This window comes from Haemophilus haemolyticus (genome assembly GCF_003493685.1).
Lineage (GTDB): Bacteria > Pseudomonadota > Gammaproteobacteria > Enterobacterales > Pasteurellaceae > Haemophilus > Haemophilus haemolyticus_O.
In genome coordinates, this window is record NZ_QQJW01000006.1 from 104,109 (window position 1) to 127,051 (window position 22,943).

32 protein-coding genes, 1 tRNA gene and 2 pseudogenes are annotated in these 22,943 nt (G+C 40.8%); 1 reads left to right on the forward strand and 34 read right to left on the reverse strand.

The window, feature by feature from the left end:
* Positions 1–29 precede the first annotated feature (29 nt).
* The 20 genes from DV434_RS06540 to DV434_RS06635 form a co-directional block, all read right to left on the reverse strand.
* Entirely contained in the window at positions 30–338 is a 309-nt protein-coding gene (locus tag DV434_RS06540; protein ID WP_118785703.1) for a phage baseplate plug family protein, read from the reverse strand.
* A gap of 5 nt (positions 339–343) precedes the next feature.
* A complete protein-coding gene (locus DV434_RS06545) occupies positions 344–1,120 on the reverse strand; it encodes a phage baseplate protein (RefSeq protein ID WP_118785704.1) in 777 nt (258 codons plus the stop codon).
* Positions 1,121–1,125: 5 nt separating this feature from the next.
* Positions 1,126–3,216: a phage tail tape measure protein gene (locus DV434_RS06550; protein WP_118785705.1), complete on the reverse strand. Its 2,091-nt coding sequence runs from the start codon at positions 3,214–3,216 to the stop codon at positions 1,126–1,128.
* A 150-nt stretch (positions 3,217–3,366) separates the two neighbouring features.
* The gene (locus DV434_RS06555; RefSeq protein WP_042600671.1) at positions 3,367–3,777 is read right to left on the reverse strand and encodes a phage tail assembly chaperone; all 411 of its coding nucleotides are present in this window, start codon (positions 3,775–3,777) and stop codon (positions 3,367–3,369) included.
* Complete coding sequence (locus tag DV434_RS06560) at positions 3,777–4,208, reverse strand: phage structural protein (protein ID WP_118785706.1); 432 nt, start codon at positions 4,206–4,208, stop codon at positions 3,777–3,779. The genes DV434_RS06555 and DV434_RS06560 overlap by 1 nt, the downstream gene beginning before the upstream one ends.
* Before the next feature lie 59 nt (positions 4,209–4,267).
* Complete coding sequence (locus DV434_RS06565; RefSeq protein ID WP_118785707.1) at positions 4,268–4,861, reverse strand: DUF4236 domain-containing protein; 594 nt, start codon at positions 4,859–4,861, stop codon at positions 4,268–4,270.
* Between the two features lie 61 nt (positions 4,862–4,922).
* Positions 4,923–6,431, reverse strand: a complete 1,509-nt coding sequence (locus DV434_RS06570) for a DUF3383 domain-containing protein (protein WP_118785708.1) — start codon at positions 6,429–6,431, stop codon at positions 4,923–4,925.
* 115 nt (positions 6,432–6,546) lie between these two features.
* A complete protein-coding gene (locus DV434_RS11015; protein ID WP_239992776.1) occupies positions 6,547–6,939 on the reverse strand; it encodes a phage neck terminator protein in 393 nt (130 codons plus the stop codon).
* Entirely contained in the window at positions 6,863–7,234 is a 372-nt protein-coding gene (locus DV434_RS06580) for a hypothetical protein (RefSeq protein WP_118785709.1), read from the reverse strand. Before DV434_RS06580 ends, DV434_RS11015 begins: the two co-directional genes overlap by 77 nt.
* Positions 7,231–7,677 (reverse strand): hypothetical protein, encoded by a 447-nt coding sequence (locus DV434_RS06585; RefSeq protein ID WP_118785710.1) that lies wholly within the window; start codon positions 7,675–7,677, stop codon positions 7,231–7,233. The genes DV434_RS06580 and DV434_RS06585 overlap by 4 nt, the downstream gene beginning before the upstream one ends.
* Positions 7,678–8,040 (reverse strand): DUF4054 domain-containing protein, encoded by a 363-nt coding sequence (locus DV434_RS06590; protein ID WP_118785711.1) that lies wholly within the window; start codon positions 8,038–8,040, stop codon positions 7,678–7,680.
* Positions 8,041–8,049: 9 nt separating this feature from the next.
* Positions 8,050–8,964 (reverse strand): major capsid family protein, encoded by a 915-nt coding sequence (locus DV434_RS06595; RefSeq protein WP_118785712.1) that lies wholly within the window; start codon positions 8,962–8,964, stop codon positions 8,050–8,052.
* A gap of 10 nt (positions 8,965–8,974) precedes the next feature.
* Entirely contained in the window at positions 8,975–9,415 is a 441-nt protein-coding gene (locus tag DV434_RS06600) for a structural cement protein Gp24 (protein WP_118785713.1), read from the reverse strand.
* Positions 9,416–9,427: 12 nt separating this feature from the next.
* Positions 9,428–10,528, reverse strand: a complete 1,101-nt coding sequence (locus tag DV434_RS06605) for a DUF2213 domain-containing protein (protein ID WP_118785714.1) — start codon at positions 10,526–10,528, stop codon at positions 9,428–9,430.
* Positions 10,529–10,588: 60 nt separating this feature from the next.
* A complete protein-coding gene (locus DV434_RS06610) occupies positions 10,589–10,945 on the reverse strand; it encodes a DUF2513 domain-containing protein (RefSeq protein WP_118785715.1) in 357 nt (118 codons plus the stop codon).
* Positions 10,942–11,250, reverse strand: a complete 309-nt coding sequence (locus tag DV434_RS06615) for a hypothetical protein (RefSeq protein ID WP_118785716.1) — start codon at positions 11,248–11,250, stop codon at positions 10,942–10,944. The genes DV434_RS06610 and DV434_RS06615 overlap by 4 nt, the downstream gene beginning before the upstream one ends.
* The gene (locus DV434_RS06620; RefSeq protein WP_118785717.1) at positions 11,251–12,624 is read right to left on the reverse strand and encodes a phage minor head protein; all 1,374 of its coding nucleotides are present in this window, start codon (positions 12,622–12,624) and stop codon (positions 11,251–11,253) included.
* Positions 12,527–13,858: a DUF1073 domain-containing protein gene (locus DV434_RS06625; protein ID WP_118785718.1), complete on the reverse strand. Its 1,332-nt coding sequence runs from the start codon at positions 13,856–13,858 to the stop codon at positions 12,527–12,529. The genes DV434_RS06620 and DV434_RS06625 overlap by 98 nt, the downstream gene beginning before the upstream one ends.
* 1 nt (position 13,859) lies before the next feature.
* Positions 13,860–15,311, reverse strand: a complete 1,452-nt coding sequence (gene terL, locus DV434_RS06630; RefSeq protein ID WP_239992777.1) for a phage terminase large subunit — start codon at positions 15,309–15,311, stop codon at positions 13,860–13,862.
* Positions 15,238–15,759, reverse strand: coding sequence for a terminase small subunit-like protein (locus tag DV434_RS06635; protein WP_118785719.1), 522 nt, complete (start codon positions 15,757–15,759; stop codon positions 15,238–15,240). The genes terL and DV434_RS06635 overlap by 74 nt, the downstream gene beginning before the upstream one ends.
* A 69-nt stretch (positions 15,760–15,828) precedes the next feature.
* Here DV434_RS06635 and DV434_RS06640 point away from each other — a divergent pair.
* Positions 15,829–16,083 (forward strand): annotated as a pseudogene (locus tag DV434_RS06640) (helix-turn-helix domain-containing protein); the annotation flags it as partial.
* Between the two features lie 119 nt (positions 16,084–16,202).
* Here the strand turns inward: DV434_RS06640 and lysC are convergent.
* The 14 genes and pseudogenes from lysC to DV434_RS06710 form a co-directional block, all read right to left on the reverse strand.
* Entirely contained in the window at positions 16,203–16,481 is a 279-nt protein-coding gene (gene lysC / locus DV434_RS06645; RefSeq protein WP_118785721.1) for an Rz1-like lysis system protein LysC, read from the reverse strand.
* The gene (locus DV434_RS06650; protein ID WP_118785722.1) at positions 16,393–16,728 is read right to left on the reverse strand and encodes a DUF2570 family protein; all 336 of its coding nucleotides are present in this window, start codon (positions 16,726–16,728) and stop codon (positions 16,393–16,395) included. Before DV434_RS06650 ends, lysC begins: the two co-directional genes overlap by 89 nt.
* On the reverse strand, positions 16,701–17,243 hold the full coding sequence (locus DV434_RS06655) for a lysozyme (RefSeq protein ID WP_118781471.1): 543 nt from the start codon (positions 17,241–17,243) through the stop codon (positions 16,701–16,703). The genes DV434_RS06650 and DV434_RS06655 overlap by 28 nt, the downstream gene beginning before the upstream one ends.
* The gene (locus DV434_RS06660) at positions 17,224–17,481 is read right to left on the reverse strand and encodes a hypothetical protein (RefSeq protein WP_239991092.1); all 258 of its coding nucleotides are present in this window, start codon (positions 17,479–17,481) and stop codon (positions 17,224–17,226) included. Before DV434_RS06660 ends, DV434_RS06655 begins: the two co-directional genes overlap by 20 nt.
* 58 nt (positions 17,482–17,539) lie before the next feature.
* A tRNA-Trp gene (locus DV434_RS06665) sits at positions 17,540–17,613 on the reverse strand.
* A 120-nt stretch (positions 17,614–17,733) separates the two neighbouring features.
* Positions 17,734–18,252, reverse strand: a complete 519-nt coding sequence (locus DV434_RS06670) for an antiterminator Q family protein (RefSeq protein ID WP_118785723.1) — start codon at positions 18,250–18,252, stop codon at positions 17,734–17,736.
* On the reverse strand, positions 18,253–18,798 hold the full coding sequence (locus tag DV434_RS06675; RefSeq protein ID WP_118785724.1) for a recombination protein NinG: 546 nt from the start codon (positions 18,796–18,798) through the stop codon (positions 18,253–18,255).
* An 88-nt stretch (positions 18,799–18,886) separates the two neighbouring features.
* Entirely contained in the window at positions 18,887–19,306 is a 420-nt protein-coding gene (locus tag DV434_RS06680; protein ID WP_118785725.1) for a recombination protein NinB, read from the reverse strand.
* Between the two features lie 4 nt (positions 19,307–19,310).
* Positions 19,311–20,234, reverse strand: coding sequence for an N-6 DNA methylase (locus DV434_RS06685; RefSeq protein WP_118785726.1), 924 nt, complete (start codon positions 20,232–20,234; stop codon positions 19,311–19,313).
* Positions 20,231–20,455, reverse strand: a complete 225-nt coding sequence (locus DV434_RS06690) for a hypothetical protein (protein WP_005633909.1) — start codon at positions 20,453–20,455, stop codon at positions 20,231–20,233. Before DV434_RS06690 ends, DV434_RS06685 begins: the two co-directional genes overlap by 4 nt.
* Complete coding sequence (locus DV434_RS06695) at positions 20,452–21,072, reverse strand: replication protein P (protein ID WP_118785727.1); 621 nt, start codon at positions 21,070–21,072, stop codon at positions 20,452–20,454. The genes DV434_RS06690 and DV434_RS06695 overlap by 4 nt, the downstream gene beginning before the upstream one ends.
* A pseudogene (locus DV434_RS06700) lies at positions 21,069–21,792 on the reverse strand (helix-turn-helix domain-containing protein). The gene DV434_RS06695 and the pseudogene DV434_RS06700 overlap by 4 nt, the downstream one beginning before the upstream one ends.
* Positions 21,789–22,499, reverse strand: a complete 711-nt coding sequence (locus DV434_RS06705; RefSeq protein WP_118785729.1) for a phage antirepressor KilAC domain-containing protein — start codon at positions 22,497–22,499, stop codon at positions 21,789–21,791. Before DV434_RS06705 ends, DV434_RS06700 begins: the two are co-directional and overlap by 4 nt.
* A 40-nt stretch (positions 22,500–22,539) precedes the next feature.
* The coding region (locus tag DV434_RS06710) for a YmfL family putative regulatory protein (protein ID WP_239992778.1) at positions 22,540–22,943 on the reverse strand (404 nt) is incomplete at its 5' end.

The following is a 22,943-nucleotide window of genomic DNA, read 5'->3' on the forward strand; positions in this document are numbered from 1 at the left end:
CTCTTTTAAGAGTATTTTTATCTATTAATTTATGATGCCTTTTCGCCTATATACAAAAAGCATCGAGTGCCCAAATCTTCCATACTCATTGGGTCTAATTCAGTACCGCTTTCATCGTCCAAGTAGAAGAAATAAGGTTGTGTAGTGCGAGCCAATAATGGTACTCCGCACGCGAGCGCATGACCTCGGCAAATCTGCTTTTGGTTTACTGGCTCAAATACATCCATTGCCCAAAACTGTCCAATACTATTAAATCGCAAGGTTAAGTGGATTTTTATGCCGTTAAATTCAAAAGTTTGCTCCTGATAAGGATGTTGTGTTAATGAAATTTTAAGCATACGTCTTACCATTTAAAAAAATTGAAAAGCGAGGAGGTTCTTTTGGGCGTATCGCTCTTTGGTTGAGTAGAACCTTGCTGCGATTTTGTTGCGGATTGAGCTGCTGCTCGGCCGCTTTTATTCTTGCCCGATGCAGATGATTTAGATTGAGCTGTTTGTGTCTCAACAATAAATATCTCACGAGCCGTTATCGTAAATGTTGCGCTGCCATCTTGTGATTGATTGACGGCTACAGATTGGATTAGCATGTTTTTGTACAAGTGAATGCCTGTCTGTATGTCAATGGTTTCTCCCGATTTCTGGCAAGCAACAAGGTCGGCATAGCATTTTTGTACTCGACTATCCCCTGCACTGCTATCAAGCAATCCGCCTAGACCAAAATCAGGCAAAAAAGGGGCGATGGTTCGCGCTTGATTAAGTATGCTCTTCGCTTGACTATATGCTCCTGCAACTTGGCTAATCACTCTCCCCGCTCTTGCTATAGATTGCGATGTTTGAGTGATAACCTTAACTGGCAAAGGAAAGTTATTAAGAAAGTCTATCCCACCACGAATATTGCCGATAAACGGAAGGTCTAAACCAAAAGTCGAATGGTCGTGATCAACCATTACACCATTAATGGTAACTTGTTTAGGCTGAATAACCGCATGGTCAGCAATGGCAGCGCCTGATTCAATCGGGTTTTCTGTAATGGATAAATCCGACTGATGGTCTTCTGTTGTAACCACATCAAAGGTAATTTTGCCAATCTTACGATTGGATACTTGTGCAAAATTTAACATAGAGGCTACCCCACAACAGGTGAAAGTTGATTATTGATCGCTCGAGCCGATTGGTCTGCCACTGCTTTTGGATTGTCCGTACCTTGGATATTTTGCGTAATGGTGATTTTGTTGTTGCTGTTCTTTTGGCTATTGTCTGTCATGGCTCCATTTGTTGTTGCACCTGCAGCTGCAACTTGTGGTGCAGAAGCATAAGATGGATCAAACATCATTGTGTCATAGGCTTTCGTATTTTGACTTGCCGTGCCCACCTTTTCGCCATTATCACTAAACCACCCTTTCACCGTATCGATAATTGGTGCGATATATTGGTCGTAATAGCCCTTAACCCAATCAAATGCACTTTGGAATGGCTTTTTAATCCAGTCGGTAACTTGGGCAAACTTAGTCTCGATAACATCCAAATCTAACTGTTCGCCAGTAAATAAATTCCACAAACCAACAACAAGCGCAATCCCAAGTTTAAATGGCAACTCAAGCATATCCTTAACAAGGGATAATGTTGCACCAATTGGATCGACGCTAAAGTTATCAACAAAATTTTTCCAAGTGGATTTAACCCACAATAACGCTGTTTTAAATGGCTTCCAAAATTCACCTAATGCTGTTTCACCACCATCAAGATAAGTGATAAAGTCATCAACAAGTAAAAATAAGGCTGCAATTGCCGTTATAATCAATGTGACAGGGTTAGTAGCGAAAGCTAATAACATTCTGCGACTAAACCACAATAATGCCGCACCTAATGCGTAGATTAAGTTTTTCCACCCAACAGTATGCTCAACAACATTATCGATGGCTGCGGCTAACTCAAACAAGAATGAAAGAATTTTGCCAAAGTTGTTGAGTGTAGCCTTGATAAACTCATTATTCTCGGTGAACCATTTTGTAAACCGCTCTGCTAATCGCTGAATAGATGGCGCAACACGGAGTGATACATATTCGCCAATAGCTGTAAACGCCTGAGAAACTTGCGTCAACGCATCTTTAAAAGCGGCGGCGGTTTCTGCATTTTCTGCGTTACCTACCCCAAGTGTGAGCGCGCTTGCAAGGGCGATTTGCTCTTTCAGCTCATCATTACCAAGACGCAATGTTTGAATCATCGAACCATCAATACCGAGTTTCGTAAGCATCGCAATTTGCTCTTGCTCACCCATTGCTTTCATCTTGTCTGAGATTTCACCTAGCATTTCGCTTGAGGTTTTAACATCCCCATTCGCTTTTTTGGCACTTAGTCCATATTGCTCAAATGATTTCGCCCCTCGACCGATACCCGTTGCCGCCTCACCTATAACGCGAGACAATCCCTCAATAGACGATTGGGCCGCCTGTGCGGATGAGCCATTGACCTCTGCAACCTTACCTAAGTTGTAAATTTGGTCGGCTGATTCGCCCGTGACAGCCGAGAGTTGTTTTATTTCATCGAGTGCATCGAGATTAGCATCAACAAAATTCTTCACCCCGATTGTGGCAGCGTAGAAAGCTGCACCAAATGCCGCAACTTTAAGTGTGGTTTTATTGATACTAATGCCAAGCAATTCAAATTTATTCAATAATCCGACTGCACCATATTGGGCTGCCCACAAGTCAATGATATTGTCAGATAAATTTTCTGTGCTTTTAGCGTTATCTTCTACGGCTTTTGTATCTTTTTCGGTAGCATCGGTTTTCTGCTCAATCGCAGATTTGAGTTTGCCAATAACTTTCTCAACCTGCTCTGCACTTAATCCCGCCTCTTGTAACTCTTTCGAGAGCTGTTCGGTGTTTTGAAGAAAGCTCTCACCAAACTCAGATAAGAGCTTATCCCCCTCGATGAGTTTTTGTACCCACGCATCTAAGGCTTCATCTTCAGAAAGATTTTCTGTTTCAGATTGTAGTTTCTCAAGCGATGCAAAAAACTCGCTGAACTCGGGCATATCTTTGACTTGTTTAGCGGCCTCGTTAGCGGCATCTTCCAACGCTTGACCAAAGGCACCTAGACTTTCTGCGGCATCTTCAGTGCCGTCTCCAATTACATTGAGGAATTGCTCAAACTGTTGCATTGCTTGGCTATCCGCATCAATGCCGATTTTAATCAGTAGTTCATCGAGTAGCATTGCGTTGCTCCATTTGATTTAATTCAACAATGACTTCATGGAAAGATAAAAGGTCGGCTAACGAATAAATCGACCTTAATTCGTGTAGTGAACAAAAGTTTTTTACGATGGGCGTAAAAATAAACCAGTCAATTTTACTGTCTGACTGGCTTATTTCTTCGCTTTTAGATTGGCTTGAATATTGCTCAGCAATCCGCCCCCACCGATAAAAAAATCAGCGAACTGATACATCAACCCTTCTTTTAATACTGGGATTAAATGCCCACGGTGTTGGTTAAAATGACTATCAAAACGTTCAGATAGTCGGTATAGTTTGCCATCTTGCTCGCATGAGGTGTGTTTAAGCACGATATCTTCAAGCTCTTTAATGCTTGGGTCGCCTAAATTCGCCAATACAGTCGTCAATACGCTTGCACCGAGTTTTTTATTGTTACCTAATGATGATAAATCGACTGATTGCAATAATTTCATTGCATTTTTGAGTGCAGTCCATGCTGTCATAGCATTGGCTGGCGTCATTGTATAGGTCACATTTTCAATATTGATTTGTTTGCTTTCCATTATTGAACACCTTTTTCAAGATTCATCGTCATTTTCTCAAACACAATCGTCCAGGTTGTCGCATTGTGTCCATTTCCACGCACGTAAGGCGCAGGCGTGGTGAAATACCCTTTGCTTGCCGTGACAACATCATCATTGATTAAGTCGCGAATAGCGAGTGTCATCGGTAAATAGGTTTTAATACTGGTTTTTTGTTGATTAAACAACTTAGATAAATAGGCGTTATCCTCAGAATGTTGTTTAATTTTTAGGGTTAATTTGCCTGATTGGTCAGGGTTTGCGATAAATACGCCCGTGCCGTTCGCACCAATAACCATTTGCCCTGCATCAACTTGGTTGGTCGCATTAATCACATCTGAGCCGTCTGCCCAGTCACTAATTTCTTTGCCGTCTAATAACACGACAACTTGTTTTGGATCGAAAACTGCCATTGTTTTTCCTCATAAAAAAAGCCCCAGATGGGGCTTGTTAGTTTTTAGTGTGAAATAGTTCAATTATTTTTTTCTACAACCTGATCAATTGCAGTCATAAAGGATAGAAAATTCGCATTTCTCGCCTGACGACGAAAATAGAAAAGATCAAATATCAACCATAAAAGACCGCCAAATAAAGTCAGCATAGAAAAAAGTTTTAATAACGCAATACCATATTGTTTTGCTCTAAATCTATCTACTGCTAACCAACCTAACCAGCCAGAATAAATGCCTACATCAGAATCAGGATAAACTTTAACTTGTTTAAGCACAGATATTCTTTGAATGGGCGTTAATGCCTCAAAACGAGGGAGAAGGATTTCACGCTGTTGTCTGGTAAAGTTTGGGCGTGTTGTTATTGGCAAGCTGTTTAAATAATCGAAATGAAGATCAGGTACGCCATTAATCATCTTTATTCCTTTGTCAGCTTTGTAAATTGGGATTCTAGTCGACAACCCTGTGCCAGGCACCCCTAAATTTAGGTGCGCACTATCTTTCCCAACATTAACCGAAAGCCCTTTAGTACCGATTGTTGTTGATGCCCCTTTTTTGCCTAAATTGATATAGACACCTGGTGCAACTTTAACTCTCTTTCTAAAATTAATTGCCATAAGATCTCCTAAAAGAAAATATGGCAAATAGTATAAATGATAGAAAGCTAAAATTCACATATTATCGGTTATAGTTCACAATCACATCACTAGAATGGATTGCGCCTGCTAATTTCACTGCGGTTTGGATTGGGGTTGCACGGCGTTGCTCACGGTCGCTATCAGATAGCGTATCCATTGGTGCCGCCCATACATAGTAACCCTTTTCAAGGTAATCACCTGTCGTCAAGTTACCAAAGCTATCGCCCGTCCATTGACCTGGGGCGAAAGCACCATTGTTTACGCCCTCTAAGCATACTTTCTCCACGGCAGCAATCAATACCGCTTGGCCCTTGTCTGTTAATGGGATTTTGGTCGGTGATTTATACAAGCGAGCGAATACCTCTTTTTGCACTGCATCTGTAAACCAGTCTAAGATAACGATTTCATCCGCAAATTTACCGCCCATCACCGTACCTTCAGCAATCATCGCTACATCATCAAAATAAGTGTACACGTTAATGCCTAAGCGTTTAGCCTTAGAGAACTCCGTTGCCGTAATTTCATCAGCCGTAATAGTCGGCTGTTGTTTGAACTTAAGCGTTAAGGTTGAGTTGTTTGCCGCAAAGTTCGTTGATAATAAACGAGCCAATGCGGAAGATGCTGGGTACATATCGTTTTTATCGAACATCGCTAATGTATGATCTAAACCTGCATCATATAATTTCTTATAGATGTTATCAGCAGACCATTCAAGCTGTTCAACACGAATAACATTTGCACCAAACATTTTGGTATTAGCTTGCGCGTATTTTGCAGCAGATTCCACTTCACTATCAGTAAGCTGTGCAGCAAACGTAAAGCCATACCACGCATTATTCACTTCGGCTACATTAAATAATGCCTCTGCAACGGTTTCTTTTTTCAAAGAAATTGATGCCTTACCTACTTTTCGGCTTGCTTGACCATTTTCTAATTTAAGCAATGAGCCAATATACTCACCGTCACCGCCACCATTAAAGGCGTAATGGATTTCGGTTGTTTTATCTTCTCCAGCGTTGTTAGAGGTGATGATAAAACGTTGTCCTACGCTATCGTAAGAGATAGATAAAGATGACGAAAGTGCGGTCAATTTTGCTTGGATTTTGCTTGCAATCGCATTGAAATCTGATGCGTCAGCAAAAGATAGCCCATTTACTTTCTTGGTTTCGGTGCCAATAGTTAATGTAAATCGACCATTTACAACCGCTTTAAAACGCTCTAAATCATCCGATAAGGTTGCACCGCTTAATGTATTTTTGGTTGCATTAATGGTTGCGGGTTCTTTTTGCCAGCGCGCAATAATTAATTGTTTCGCACGAGGGCTTTGAGCAAAAAATGGCTGTGCTGCTTTTGCTGTTTCTGAATTTGTGCCGAACAACTGTTCTACATCACGTTGATTTTCGACATAAACATAACGCGTACTCGCATCAGCAAATGCTTGTCCTGCCTCTGGCGTGAACAATGCTACTATACCGAATGATTTACGCGCGGCAGATTTTGGCACAGTATTTAACTGCACATTGACAATCTGCGAGATAGATAATGCCATAAGGCTATCCTCCTATTTGTTGAATTAAATGGTTTGTGCGTTGTTCAACGTTTTCTATCGGCTCTAGAGGTGTATCAACAATGTGATGATGGCTAAATACAACATCAAACTGCCCTCATTCTTCATAATCTGCCCCAACGGTAGCTGTTAAATTGCGGACATCTGAAAAACGAATCACGCCCCAGTGATTTGATTTGAGAAAGGAAAGAAACGCCGAACTTTGGAAAATGGCTTTTAGCTTGTAACACTGCGCAAGGGAATTTCGACCGAAACAAGAGAGACTCACGGTGCTTTGCATTGACTGGGTGATACGCTCACGTTTGCCGTCAAATTCTCTCGTAGCCTGCCCGATTTCATTACTCGTCATCAAATCCACGGTAATAAAAGCAGGCAAAGGATTTTCAGGTAACCAACCACCAATAACAGCGCCATTAGGTAACTGTAAAGCCTGTTGAATCCACTTTCGCAGTTTGGCCGTGTCTAACGCCGATATTGTTGTAGTATCCATATTTCCCCCAATTTGCTACGGTTTTTATTTTGTAGGTTTCCCCTTCATAAATAACCAAATCACCTATTTTTAACGGCTTAATGGTGTAGATTTTGATTGATGGGATGAAACGCTCACCTTCTGGCAATAACAACACATCATTAGGAGAGGTCTGCATAACAATGGCAGTCACGTTTTCATCGGTATAACTCGCCCCAAACCCATCAGATGAATGCTCACCTTGCAGATGTTTTACAGTGACACTTTGGCGAAATTTGCTATTCAGAAAGCGAGGATATTGGTTGATTAAACTCATTTAACGATACCTTTTACAGATTGACGCATTTTGCCTGTATCAATCAATGGCTTGCTAGAGCCTTTTTGTTTGATTGTACTTTTAGCGTTGGCAACCCAGTTGCCACGAGCGATATTTAACTGGACATCACCTTGCGCAACTAGTGCGAGTTGCTCGTAAATCTTCTCAATCTGCAAGCCTTGCTTAAATAATTGCGTGAAAAGTGCGGTGTATTTCTCTTGGTTTTCTGAGAGCGTTTGGCGTAAAAAAGGACGCGGTTTAATATGTTCATTGCCAAGCTCCAATACAGCCGCCAAAGAGGCGAGATTAAAATTCTCAGCCCCCTCTACTGACTCGTCAAATTCAGCAGGAAACCCAACATAAACCGCCTTGTCTTTATCAGCCCTTAATCGCTCAATTAACGCTTTTACCTGCGCTAAATTCCCCGTAATTTGCACTGCCATTTACGCCACCATTACACCAATGCCAACCAATTTACGTAATCGCAAATACTCTTGGCCATACGCTGTTAATTGATAATCTGCATCGGTGCCTGTCAGTGTTGGCACAGCATAGCTAACAGATAACTCGCCAGCACTTTCACTGGCGAGATTCCGATTTGCCCCACCGCCACCTTCGGTTGTCCAAAGCGACAAACGCAATAGATGAGCAGTCAATGCCAACACGCCACGTTGGTAGAGTTTACCCCAACGAGATTGACTTACTTCCATTTCTGCATCCGATAAAAAAAGGTCGATTTTTTCATAATCGACCTCTTTAAATTCAGGATAACGCTCAAGGAATACATCCGTTTCAAATGTTGGCATAATGACTCCCTAGTAATCTACGTAGAGTGCAGAATCTGGCTCCATAAAGGTTACGCCACCAAATGCCATGCGTAAGCCAGACTCATAAGCTAATAAGCCTTTTGGTTGAGCAGCTAACACAGTTGGCGACATTGGCACATCAAAGATAACGTGCTCTTTGCTGTTCACATAAACCATTGCACGAGTTTTGCCACTTGTTACACGAGTGCCAAAGTTTGACGGCAAGGCTTTAATTGCCACTTCACGACCCGCAGCCGCAGACAAGCTCTTAGTCAAGAACTCTAATGCGGTTGTATCAGTGTTATTACGTTGAGTTAACGCCAAGTGCGCTAAATCAAGTAAATCAATCGCAAAGGTGTTTGGTGCTTCAATGCGTTTGGTTTTTTCCATACCAGCGAGGAACATCTCCTTAAAGAATGCTACTGATTTGTCAAAATCCATCGCTTGGACTTTGGTGTTTGCGGAAGTGCCTTTGATGTTGTACACCTCGACAGATGGATTATTGAGCAAGCCAGTTAATCGAGTATCTTCTGAATGACCCAAGAAAGCTACTTTTTGTAAGGTTTGTTGTGCGTTTTTGTTTAACGCCATGATTTTAGCGGTATCTAACGCTAAGCCTAACAGTTTGCCTTGTTCAAGTTCTGGTGTTGCCCATGTTACCGATTTAGCCCATTGTACGATATAAGAGCGAGTTGGCGTAAAGCCGACTTCTACTTGGTCTAATGTGCTTGTACCAGTGGTAATTAAACCATCATCAAGAGAACCGTGCTCATCTGCACCATAGTGAAGTTTTTCAGTATTGCCTACTGCTGCTTGTTGGTCAACATAGACAAATTGCGGGAACACAATTTCAGGATATTTGGTTTCTGAAATTTCTTTGCTTACAGCCGTTAAGCCGTTTTGTACATAAGTTAATAATGACATTCATCACCCCTTATAATTTTGTAATCATCGCTAATTGACCTTTAACGTCAATCACGGTGTAGCCTGTTTCAATCGCATTTGCATCGGTTTCCCCTTGGATTGCGCCAGTTTTACCTTCGCCACCCGTTGTTAATACAAACACTTTACTACCACGAGATACGGTTTTCTCTGGTGCAATATTCACCCAAATGGCATCGCCTGCACCAATGTGCATCACATCGACTAATTCGCCTTCAGGCCATTCATCACGAATGCGACTTGCTAATACCACGCCAGCCAATACATCTGTTTTAGCAGATAAAGCTTTCACACCACCTGCAGGATTTAATGCCACAAATTCACCTGCTTTTACTTTACCTGTGACTTTTTCTGCTGTAGTTTTTGCACTTGCAAGATTACCCTTGCCTAATTCACCTGCACGAGCAGGCGCTTGTTCGTAAGCGTAACTCATCTAATTACTCTCCTAACTATTGTAAGTTTTGTTGAAATCTATTTTTGGTGCAGCTTTAGGCTCTGCATCACCAAGCAAAATACTGCCGAGTGATTTACGTTCACCCGCTAATTTAGCCACGACCGCTTTTGCCGTTTGATATGCACCCGAAATTTCCTCATCGGATAATTTGGCCGCCTCATCTTTAGTAAAAATACCCTGCGCAACGACCGCACTTTCTTGGATTTCACGCACAGTAGCGTTATCCGCAAAATTGACTTCTTTAAATGCAGTTTTTGCATCAGCCAATACAGCGGCTTGTTTTACTTCTGCATCACGTTTTGCTTGCGCCTCTTTTAGCTGTTGGATTTCTTCATCTTTAGCTTTAAGGCGTTTTTCAAGTTCTTCTTTTTCCACGTCATCTTCCTTTTTATTTTCAGGTTCATGTTGTTTTTCTTTTGGTTCGGTCGAGGTTTCTGCTTTTTGCTCTTTCCCTTCTTCACCACCAGACTTTTCTTCTTCCTCAATTTGTTTTTTTTGTTCATCCGACAACTTGGTGCCGAACGCAACTAAAAACGCATCGATAATTTTTGCGGTTTTCCCCATAATGGTTTTATCCTCATCGGCAAGTTTTACACTTCCACCGCAGCGACCCTTTGCCACAATCGCTACGTGGTTGCCGATCATCGGCGACATCTCAAAATCTGCATCTTGTACCGTGGATGGCTTAATATCACAGTCATAACCACAAGATAATTGCTCAACACCATTCTCCTGCACGGTTTTAATCGCAGATTCATCATAAATCCAAGCCTCTGCCGTGAGTTCATCGCCCACTCGCTTAACATTACGCACGACACCGACAGAGAGCTGTTTCCAGTTTTTCGCATTCACCCCATCTTTAGGATGACCAACGGTTAATGTGGCATTTTCAAAACTCTTAATCGTTTCATCGCTAAACAACGATTTCTCAGTGCGAGCGACCTTTTTAATACCGTCTTCTTTTAAGCCTAGCTCTGTGGCGAGGTAATCAAATACCCCAACTTTCGAAATGGTTGCAGGCACAACTAAAAAACCATCTTTCGTAATGGTGCGCTGTGTTTTTACTTGCGCTGTGTTATCTGTAAATTTCATTTATTTACCCCAATAAAAAACCCGACCATTTCTGATCGGGTTGTTTGTTTCTTTACAATGTTACTCTAACATTTGGCTAATTAGTGTTTGTGCTACTTGTTTTATTGTATCAAGTGATAAATCAAGGCTTTTGCTTTTTATTGTAGTTTTTAAGCTATTCCAGACAGTATCATTACGAATTTTGTCTAAGAATTCATGACCTTGCCAAGTCAGCGACCGAGCAACAAGGCTCAATTCATTTAGAGAGGAGTAATCTATCGCTTCAATCAGCCCTGCACTTTGCAATAACTTAAAATGGTAGGAAACTGTTTCTGAATCAAATCCAGTAAATCCATCAGGGGATAAGCTCCCTCTAGCCTCTGCCTGACTTTCCAATTTAAGCAATATAGAGCGAATTAAATCCCAATTACGTTTCATTCTTTGTTATCTCTTGGCCAAAGCATATCCACAATCTCATCATAAGATTTAGATTGGCTTTCTGCTTTTTCAGCCTCACCAATAAGACGATCCATTTCTTTTACTGTGTCATCAAAAGACATTTCATCAGTAAATTTTTTATGGATGCGATACAAGACTGCATCTCTCATTCCAAATTCTACTGGCTTTGTCAGTAACTCATACATCCATAGCATCAGATATTCTGACAGTTTAATTTTTTCACCAGAATGACGGCGAGCTGTATTTTTCTTGAAAAGATCATCATCTGTGTATTCTTTTCGCATTTATAGCTCCTGTAATTCAATCAGCAAATAGCTTTTAGTTTGAGTACGTTTTAACACTTTAAATTTGGTGCCAGATTTAAATAATACTTCATCTTCATTCGATAATACACTTAAGCTTTGAATTATTTTCCCGCTCTTACTATGAATTAGCAATCTATGAGGTAACTTCTTAAAGCGTTCATCACTATAGCTAGAACTTGAAAATCCCTTCTCTATTACAACACTTCCAACAACATATGAAGATAATACACTCTCTGGTAAATCAACATCACGCCAAACTTTACCTTGGTAAGATGGTATTTTATTTAGCGCATTATTAATGACTTTAGCCATCATAAGTATTGAAGGTGCGGCTTTATCTTCCCTTAATTGAGAATTTATTTTTGCATAACTGTTAGCAGTATAATCTCGAATCGAAACCGCCTCTTTAGTAGAAAGGTTATATTTTTTTACAAACTCCATAGCAACAGGATTTTGCTCTATATCCCCTACATGATATCTATATTGAGAAGGAGATATGACTTCTTTTACCTTATCCACTTCATACTGCTCTATTATTTGTTTTTCTTGTTCAGTATCAAGCACCGGAATCTGAACACATCGGCAATTAAAATCATGGCCAGGGTGACCAGTATCGGCAGGCGGATTGGCATATTCGAATATCTGCCCATCTTTTTCCGCATGACTTTCGCGCACACGCTCATCACCCGATGTTGACCACATGTATTTTTTTACACCAACCTCTTCATGTCTCGCTTGCGTTAAGGCAGCATTTAATTTTGAGGACTGGTCTCGAGCAATAAACATTGCTCGTTTTTCGGTTGTTTTACCTAAGTCTTTTATTTGTGCTGCAAGGTCTTTATTTAAAGAACCCCGAACCATCGCTTGCATGACGGCATTTTGCACTTTATCAAGATATTGTGAGCGAATAGATTTAATTAACTGGATATTACCTGCAGTCAATGCATTCACTTTCTCAGCAACATTTGGACTATTGCGTAAATAGGCGGATAAATCGATGCCAGTTTGATTTTTTAAATTGGTTGATACTTCAGCGTGGTTTTGCGCATCACCACGGCCAACAAAGCCATTGGCGATATTTTCGGCTTGCGAAGTGCGGTCAGATTTTTCGTACTTTTCTAATACTTTCATCAATGCTCTTGCACTAATCGCTTGAAACCCTTTCGCATCATCCATAAAAAAAGAGCCTTGCGGTTGCTGCATGGCTCTTTCTACATCATCGGTCATCGTTTTGACGAACTGCTTAAGCTGTTGTCTATACCAAAGCTCCGTTCTCTTGCTCACCTTCACCGGTTTGAACTTGCGTGCTTTCACCTTCTGATTCTTCAAAATTTCTGGCAAGTTCATCAGCATTTTTCATTTCCTCAATATCATCAGCAGAGATATTGGCAAATAACCCACTTTCTCGGAGTTCGTTTGCCACTTGATATTCATTTACTACGCCATTTTGAATTAACGTATTTGCCGCTGTAGCAAAGGTATTAAGCATATTGACTTGTTGCTCTTGTTTAACCACCGTCAATGGTAAAAACTCAAACCACCAGTCATCAGGCTGCCCACCAAATAATTCATTACATAGCAATGTATCAAGCACTTCAAGCACAGGACGCAATCTTGTTTCTTGCAATCGATGTATGGTTTCGTGGTAGTTTTGAATATCCTCATCACCACTTGCCAATCCCGAAACAGATTGCCCAAATAAAATGGTGACTGGCATATCTGCAGCACCAGCCACCGCATTGCGAAACTCTGTCAGCAAATCTTTTAACCCACCGAAGGATAGCTCTTTTCGGTCATACTCATTTTCCGCATCAAGCAATAGGCTATTGGTCGCCGATTTAATCGACTGCACCGCTGAAATAACGTGAGCGACATCATTTTCTAAGCCTGCAGATATCTTGTCAGACAACCCTGCGATTTTGAAAATATCAATTTTACTTTCAAAAATAAGGTCACCAACATTCGCTGAGGCACTATCAAAGCGTTTGAGTACATCAATAATCTTTTCAAGGTCTGACACACCCCAAATATCGTTATCAGATAAAGGCGCATCATTGGCATTAATGATTAATAAGCGAGAATGATGCACTAAAACAGATTGTGTACCGCCAGTAATGGTATATTCATTGTATCGACCAAAATTTGCGGAAAGCACATCGTCATCTCGTTGCCCTGTAGGTGAGATTTTCCATTTAGGTAAGATAATAAGCTGTTTTAATCGCTCTGTAGGCTGCAATGCTGAGGTGATATTAATTGTGTCAGTGACAACCAATAACCCCACCGCCCCATACAAACTAGACCATTGCAACGCTTTAGTTAATGTCTCACGTAGTTTTAATCTGCGCTCGAGCTTAGTGAACTCGTCTAGCTGTTCAGATTTTAAGTCATTGGAAAAAATATCGCGCCAATTACGCACCATATCTTCCGAGCGTTTAATACAGACCTTGTTTGCAATCCAGTTATCACGCCATAATGCTTCAATCTGCATTAAGTCATCCGTTAAACTCAGCCCACGAGCATAATACGTTTGCTCTTGTTTGCTACCTAACTTCAGTGCTAGTGATTTGATGCCATCTAAAATATTCATCTTATAAATCCAGTAGTGATGTAGGTTTCCCTAAAATATCCGTTATTGCCATTACAAGTGCATCGACTTGGTCATCGTGCGCGTGACTATCTGTTGCGGTAAATGCCTCGCACTCACTAATAAAATCCGCTACCCAAGGAGCATTTTCAGGTATCATCACATAACCACTTTCAATGTACCCTTGAACACCTAAAACCCGAGTGTACTTATCTGCATCAACTTGAATGGGCGAGATTGGAATTTGATTATTTCTGCGGATAGCTTGAATTAATCCCGTGCCACTGGCTTTATCTTCCACATTTGCTCGAGTTAATATTCCAGTGTCCTTTCTCGCTTTATGTTTAGCCCAAACATCTTTTAATGTCTGCTCAAGTTCTGGCGTCTCCCATTTACCTCGCACAAGGTCAAGAATATAAACCTTTCCGTCGCTCCCTCTGCCAGCAACAATAAAGACTGAATAGTCATTGTGCTGTTTAATTTTTTGTGCCGTATCAGCGTAGATTGCTTTGACTTTAATTAGTGGAGGGATTTTATATCGACCAAACCAAGCGCCTTTAATAATGCCACCGCCCTTATTAGATGGTCTTTGTTGATATAAAGCATTCCACGCTTGAGAGCCAACAGCCTTTCTAATTTTGCTCAATCGCTCTAAATCAAAGCGTTCTGGGTGTAATGGTTCGCCCTCTTTGCGGAACTCTTCATCCTCTTCGGCAATCGCAGGAAATTTCACTATGCGCCATTGGTCGCCACCATTCTTCATTTCTTCAATTAATCGACCAGCTAAATCATCCTCGTGCCATCTTGTCATGCCTAATAGCACGCCAGATTTTGGTGATAAACGCGTATAAAGCGTGGTTGTGTACCAATCCCAAACACCATCTCGAACTGTTTGAGAATTAGCCTCTTTAGCATCTTTTACAGGGTCGTCAATAATGGCTATATCTGCCCCCATACCTGTAATACCGCCACCAACACCAGCGGAGCGATAAGCGCCTTTATGTCCTGCAATTTCAAAAATCTCACTATTACGCAAGGGTTGACCAGATACCGTTGCAATGCGTTTCTCGTTTAATGATGAATCAGGGAAAATGCCGTGATAACTTTCATCATCCATAATGCGCTGTACATCGCGATTCATTCGACTAGCTAAATCAGCAGAATAAGAACAGGCAATCATCTGTAAGTCAGGATTTTTACCAAAAGCCCAAGCAGGAAAACGACGACTAAATAATTCGCTTTTACCACTACGAGGCGGAGCAAATATCATTAATCGCGGCTGCTTGCCATCTATTACATCTTGATAAAATTGCTGCAGCTCTTTTGCTATGAGAATATTGAACCATCCTGTTACGAAGTCAGGTTTGGTTTGCAAGGTGAAATCAATCAAGCTCTTTTGAGCTATCATTGCATCCAGTTGCTTTAGATTTAAGCTCTCTAAGAAGTTTGAGTTCATCGACACTTAACCTTGATAAATCCATAGATATTTTTTGCTCAATCGGCGCCCCATTAACACCAGTGATTTCTTGCGTTACTTTATCGCCATATTTTTTAGGGGCAACTTTGGTGATGTACCATTTACGAGCATCAACTCTCAACTTAGCTACGCTAACATCTTCGGGAGTGGCAAGATCTGAAATTTCCAACATCTCCTCAAGCAAAAAATCGGCTTGGTCCTCGCGCGCACGCGCGTACTGCTCCGAAAATTGCTGATTTTCATTAAGCCACTTAAATACACTGGATATAGCAGGCATTCCTGGTCGTTCGCAAATTTTCCGCAAACTTTCACCTTGTGCCAGTAACAAACAAATGTCGTCAGCCACTTCTTGCATAAACGAAGATGGGCGACCAATTTTTTTCCTCCCCACGCCATCAGACGTGGACTTTCCTTTCACGTCTGACATAGGAAATCCTTAAAATACTTGAATAAAACTTATAAAATAGAAAGATGAACCATTTATTAGCATTTTATGAAAAAAATCATCTTTACCGATCCACTTGAAACAGGTATTCCTGAGTCTGTTGCAAAATTAGCGTTATTAAACGATTATTCTGCATTGCGTGCTTGGCGCGAGCACTTAGGCTTAACACAAGTGGAAGTTGCAGGACGCTTAGGCATCTCTCAAGCAGCTTATTCACAACACGAAAATTCACAGACCTTGCGGAAAACAACTCGCATAAAAATGGCAAATGCTCTTGGCATCAATCCAAGTCAATTAGATTTCTAAACAAAAGCCCTTATTGGGCTTTTTTTTCGGTCGAGCTTAAACTCGCGAGAACGCCAAGAAATCGGGTATGTACACTCTCCGACTCTTTCCTCCGATAGTGTCTAGCACTAGCCCCGTCTTTAATTTTTCTTATTTTTTTCTACAAATTTACGAATATTATCTACTTGGCTTGCGCACTTATCTCGCTCTGCTGTTACCTTAACAAGTTGTATGACTACATCGCCGTATGTCTCACCAGTAAATGCTGTTTTAACACAGGGTGCAGTGTAGGCTTGAGGCGGGTAAATATATTCTGCTTTGGTCGTGACTTTATTTGTACAAGCGGTCAAGAGCAGACTGAGGCAAACGAGTGTGAGCACAAGGTTGTGTTTTAATGATTGTTTTAACTGATTCAGCATTTTCTGTTGCTATCCTTTCTATTTCATCATTACGTTGCTGTTGCTCGATGACTGCATCACGCTCTTGTTGTAGCGCAATGGTCAATGCCTTGTTCGCATCTTCTTGTTGCTGAATGGTTTGGGCTTGTGCTTGGTTCTCGGCCTTTAAGCTACTTATCTTCTGGGATTGGTACCAAGTCCAACCGCACAAGCCCAAAATCAAGCAAAGTGCGGTTAGCTTTAAGGCTGTTTCAAATCGGCTAAACATAATGCTTTCTCTTTTTCTCTTCGCTTAACCAAACCTGGTATTTTCTTTTTCTTAACATAAACCCAATTTGGTAGCTGATTGCACCCGTCTATATATCTTCCACGTCGCATAAACCCAAACATTGTTGAGTTTTTAACATTGCCGCATCCATTATTAAACGTGACAGATACCATAGCGTCAAACACAGATTGAGGTAATGCTCTTCCATTGGCATATCTATCAACGCACGATTCAGCAAGCTTAATATCGTTTTTCCATCGGTAGGCGATTTCTTCATTTGTGTATTTCTTGTTAGGCTCTATCTTTTGCCCAGAATATTCCGTTGAGCCAATACCAACAGTCAATACATCAGCGGGGCATTTATACGGAGTCGCCATACACCCCTCTGCGTTACCGATTATTTCCGCTCCAGCAGGGCTTAATCTTAGCTCACTGCCAAATTGAGAGTACATAATCCCAATAACCGCAACAACTGAGCAAGTGCCAAGCGCAGCTCTAGTCTTCCTTAGTACCATTATCAAGCCCCTGCTCTAATCGTTTCATTCTTGCCTTATGCATCTCTTCCGCTCTGCGTTCCTCGTTCTCCCTAACCTTGCCCTCTTGGCACTTGGCGTACATATTAACGAGACCACTAATTAAACCGATAATCAAACCAAAGATGGCTAGCCACTCTTGAAATGAATACATTGCCCAGAATGCGCCAAAGCCCGACCAAAAAATACTGTGATTCCCCGCGTCTTTTAACATTTTCATACTCCACCCCATTTCCAGGGCAATAAAAAAGCCCACGTATTAACGTGAGCTTGTGATATGGCAAAGGCGTAAGGAATCGAACCTTAATTAGCGGTTTTGGAGACCGCTGTCTTACCATTAGACTACGCCCTTATAGTTGGATAACAAAAAGCCCCGACCGTTTCCGATCAGGGCTGTAAAAATTCATTCGGTGAACATCACTTACACTGCGACCACCATATATCTAAATAGTATGACACTTTGCCAAATATGTCAATATGTAATTTTGATTTTTTTGATATTTGTTGCACGTTCCCTGCTAGTTCTCTGAATAATAAAGCAAGTTATAAGCAGTTCGTGAATTATTGCTTTCGCAAAGTGTATCTCTTTTTCGACTTCACGATAGATTGTCCTAAAACTTGGCACTCTTACGTTAGATTTACCTGCACAAGGTCTCATTTCCTTAGCTTTGGATTTGCCGTGTAGGTGTTCTGCTATAAAATTGATTGTTCTTTTGTTTACATAATAAGCAAACACAATAAAGTGTAAGATTTGGTCATTTTTCTTAAAAAACATTTCAATGGTTTGACTAATCATAAACCCAGTTTCATCATCGCAAATTGGTTCATTTGGCTCTGCAGGAATGACTGATTGCATTAGTTTTGCAATAATATTTAATTGCGGTTTATCAAGCCTACCACTGCGCACCCAAGCACCCCATTGATACATATAACGGTCAACAAATTCTTCTTGTTCAATCGTTAGTTCTAGTAACTCGCTAAATTTACGCATTTATTCCTCTAACTCTTTAATTTTTGCCTTGTAATGCTTAATAATCGCTTTGCAATCTTCGATGGTGTATTTCTTTGGTTCGTGGTCTTGCCGTTCTAACCAAGCTACCTTATCTGCACCGATTTTATTAACGAGATTGATTCTGTACTCAATGATATTTCCGCTTTTATGCTGATTGCATGGTACACACTGCTTAAAACAGTTAATTTCACAAAATCTTAATTCAGGGCAAGCTCCAACACTGCGATAATGCCCAGCGTCATATTTACCTTGATGATACCGACCGCAACTGATACAGGGTTCGTTTTTATCTCGCAGGCGAATGAATTTATTAAAGACTGATTGCGCCTCTTTTAGCCATTCTGAACGGCTTTTTAATTTAGCCTTACGTTCCCTTTGCTTTTTCTTTTCTGCTCGTTCTTGCGCTTTTTGCGCATTATCTCGAGCTAATTTAATCGCACACTCAGGCGAGCAAACTTTCTGCATTGAGCTGAAGGTTTTTACAAACGGTTGGCCGCAAACTTTGCATTTATACTCTTTCGCCATTAGCCAAATACCATATTAAACATTACCCAAACTGCCACAATCCAAAGTACAATTTTTAACTCTAAAATCTCGTCATCGTTTAAGCGTTTCATTTAAATCCCCATCTATCGTTAAATCTCACGCCATTTTGCACGCCCCAACTGGTCACATACTCGATTAGGCTTGCCATTCTGCTTACGCTCATTTGAGCCGAACTTTCACGGATATTCACAAATTCCCCCTCAAGACCTGGCACAACATCTGCTTTTTGATTTGTGGCGATTGCGTGACCCGAAATAAACAACACTTTCCACTGCTCCATTGTGAGCTTACGCCCCATAAATTCAGCCTGATTTGCAACATCTTGGCACATAGCGTGGAACTTGGCGTTTTGCTCAAGGTTTCGTGTTATTGGTTGGATTTTGACTACTAACGGCTTTTTATCGTCTGTTGGCAGTTCCTTGATTAAATCCAAGCAATTATTTTTAATGCGTTGATCGCGTAAAAAGAAAGGTTTGTATAGACTCATAACATCATTCGCCCCAGCCAAATAAAAAACGATTTGATTTTTTCTCTTCCTGAATCAATACACAGACTTCATCGCAGAATTTTTCAAATTCTTCACGTGGCCAGCCTTCTAAATCAAATACCATACCGCTAAATTGAATTTGAGCGCGAATTTGCTCTTTTAGTTGAGCTTGCGACATCAATTCTAATTTCATAGGATCTACTTTTTCTTTTGGCGGCTCTGGCGGTGAAACCGTGTCCCATTTATCAGAATCAATTAACCATTCATCAGCGTTAATTATTTTATTCGTGGCACAGTCATACAATTCACGGTATGTCTTGTTATTCGACTTAGTTTTATCAACTACCAAGAAAAGAACTGAAATAGGCGTATCTTCAAAGGCGTTTTGAATCAAATTCAACTCGACTAATTGATTCCCAATAACTTCACGGAGTGTTTTTTCGGTATTTCGATAGGCAATACCTGGAAACATAATGAAAAACCCAAAACGATGCGCATTGGCTAATCCTTTCAGCATAAAAACATCATCAAGCACACCTGATTTCTTCCACGGAAAATCCGCTTGAATAGCGGTCTTTTCTTCTTCGGTAAGGTCTTTAAATTTAAGTGAGAATGGCGGGTTCATTACAACACAATCACTTTTTGGCTCACTTTGATACAAGAAAAAACTCGTGTTATGAATTTCTGCATCTGGATAATTATTGGCTAATGCCGCGCATGATTCCGCTTGAATTTCTACTGCAATAAACTTACTTGGTTGAATAAATTGCTCAAGCTGTCCACTGCCTGCTGCACCATCAAAAACACTTGGATTTTTACCTAAGTACTTCTCGACTTTCCCAGCCAAATATCGGCGCAGAGATTCGCCCGTAATATATTCAGCAAATTTGTTCGCTTTCTTTCGATTGTTATGCTCTTCAAAACTCATTCTTTGTACTCCACACCTAAATCTTCCAATCCAAAATAACCGCAAGATTTTGTTCGATTTACTGCGCTGTATTTACTTACCTGCGGAAACGGTATCGGCTCAATTAAGTGACCGTTACAGCGAAAACGATCGTCATCCCATTCGCTGCTCGATATAAAATAATCTGGCGTATAAAAATCCTCTAATTCCGCACCGCACTTTGGGCATTTGTAGCTTGTCATTGCAATGCCCCTTTCATCATTGCCATCAAGCTATCGCGCGCCTTATCAGCCTTCGCTTTATCGTAAAAACTTGGCTTTGTTGGAATCATTTTCGGAATATCCTCAAAAGGAAAATTCGACCGCACTTTTTCTGCCGCTTCTGTGAGTAATTTCGGAATAGCTTTCAACGTGTCATCTTCCGATTTTTTCTTGCACTTTTCGTACAGGTTTTTAAGCAACCAAAATTCAACTTTTGAACGATATTGAAATTCATCCCGATTGAATCTGGCATAGCCTAAGAAAGTTTTATAACGTTGGTATAATTCCGCTTCGTTCGGTAAGCCCAATTCGTGGTAGTCCAGAACTTTGCATGCTTGAATAAATTCACCTACACTTGGCAAATACCCATTTGGCTTAGCACGCATTTCTGCCATACCTCGTTTAACTTGTGTTATTTTTGTAATTCCATTTTCAGTAAATCCTAAAATCCACTGGCGTTTTACTACCTGCAATCGCTCTGGAGTGAGGTTGAACAACTGAGGGCAACTAGCGCAAAGTTGGTCGAACAACGTATCAATAAATTTCTCAGCTTGTGGTGATACACCTTGATGCAATGATTGATTAGTTAATTGATTCACAGTACATTCTCCCAGTCTTCAGGACGATTCCACGGCAACGCATTTTTTTCTTCAAAACTCATTTTTTGCGCTTGGGATGTTCGCAGTTTCTCATCACGCCAATCCCACGCTGCGTTAAATCCCTGCCAATTGCGTTCGATGCAAATCTCCACCGCTTCACAAATCGAAATTCCTGCTTTGTCCGCTTGTTTTTGCAAACGGCTAAGTTGCGTTTCGCTAATTGCCCCTCGCTTGGTTTTACGATGCGCAATAAAATCTTTAGCAAGCTGTCCTGTTATGCCAAACCGCTCAAGCAAAATTTCAGATTCGCTTTTTTGCGTAGTTTTTTTAGGTTCATTGACTGGTTCTAAAGAGTGACTGGTTCTGGGTGAAATATTTTCACTACCCCCCTAGTGCAAAATTTTCACTACCTAGTGAAATATTTTCACCACCCAGTGCAAAATTTTCACCACCTTGTTCAAGGTGTAAAAAGTATAAATTTGAGATGGAACCATCTTTATTTTTACGTTCTTTTTTGCTTACTAATCCCATTTTGATTAAATATTCAATGTGACTGATTGCACTACGTCGAGTCATCTCGCATTTATCGGCAATGTATTGATAACTAGGAAAACAAATTCCATCATCATTGGCATTATCAGCTAGTTTTAAAAGCACAAGTTTTCTAGCAGGATTGCCAACTTCACAATTCATTGCTTGAACCATTAATCGCATACTCATAGCATCAACTCCGAAGCATAACGTGACGCGATAAATTCAATGCCTTTGCTTGTTACACGTGTCTGAGTGTAATTGTGACCGTGTTCAGCAGTACCTGTTTTAACCGTAAAAAGATCTTTGGTGTGTGCCGATTGATAAGGCAAAAGCACGCCAGATTGACGATACAAATATTTATCTTCCACCAAGCGATTGACTAATGCACGCTCAGGTATTTTCAAAATCTTCGCTGTCTCACGAAATGATTTACTCGTCCCTACTTCCACATAGTGATCAACAAAAGCGACTTTAGGCGCATTGCGCTCTTTTTCTGCTTGCAACTGAGCAGCTAACATCAACGCCTCAGAAAAAGATTGCGGAATAAGTGCGGTTGGTTTTTGGTTTAACTCACCTTTCACCGCCTTATCAAAAGTTTCATAAACTTTTACTTCAAATTCAGGGCTAATCCAGGCTGCATACTTGTAAACGATTTTCTCATCTGCATAGCAACCTTGATTCATTCCGCCGTTGATGATTTCTAAAGCAGAATGCATATTTGCATTGTGGCTATCCAATACTTGAACAAAGTCTTTTGTGCCTTTTAATCGTAAGAATTGACTCGGTGCATGAATCGGATTTCCACCACTTGCACGATGTAAATCATTTAAGCAAAACCGCCCTTGTTCATCTTGGCGAATTTGTGTATCATAAAGCTGTATTTGATTTTGCATAAAATCTCCATAGTTGAACCACGGTGGCCGCCGTGGTTTTTTATTGCGGCTTATACAAAGAAATAGCAAACTCAACAGAATGCTGAGTTGCTGCTAAATGCTTACTCAATGCTTGACGGATTTTGTCTTCTTCTTTCGAAGTGATTTCGCCGTCTTCTAAAGCCTTTTCTAATACAGCAAATAACAAGCCACGCGCAGAAAGCTCGTGCAGTTGTAAATTGGCAAGCTCAACCTTGTCTAATTCATCCTCCGCTACATCTGGCACAAAACGTCCACCAGCATTTCGGCAAAGCTCATCGATAAAATCAGTGCATCCATACTCAAGTTGCAGTGCAATCAATTCTTCATTTTTGAATCGTTGGCCCTTTATTTGATAAAGGCGATTCTTTAATTCACTTTCGGTAAAACCTAGGAATCCAGCTACCGCACTTCTCCCCCCAGGAA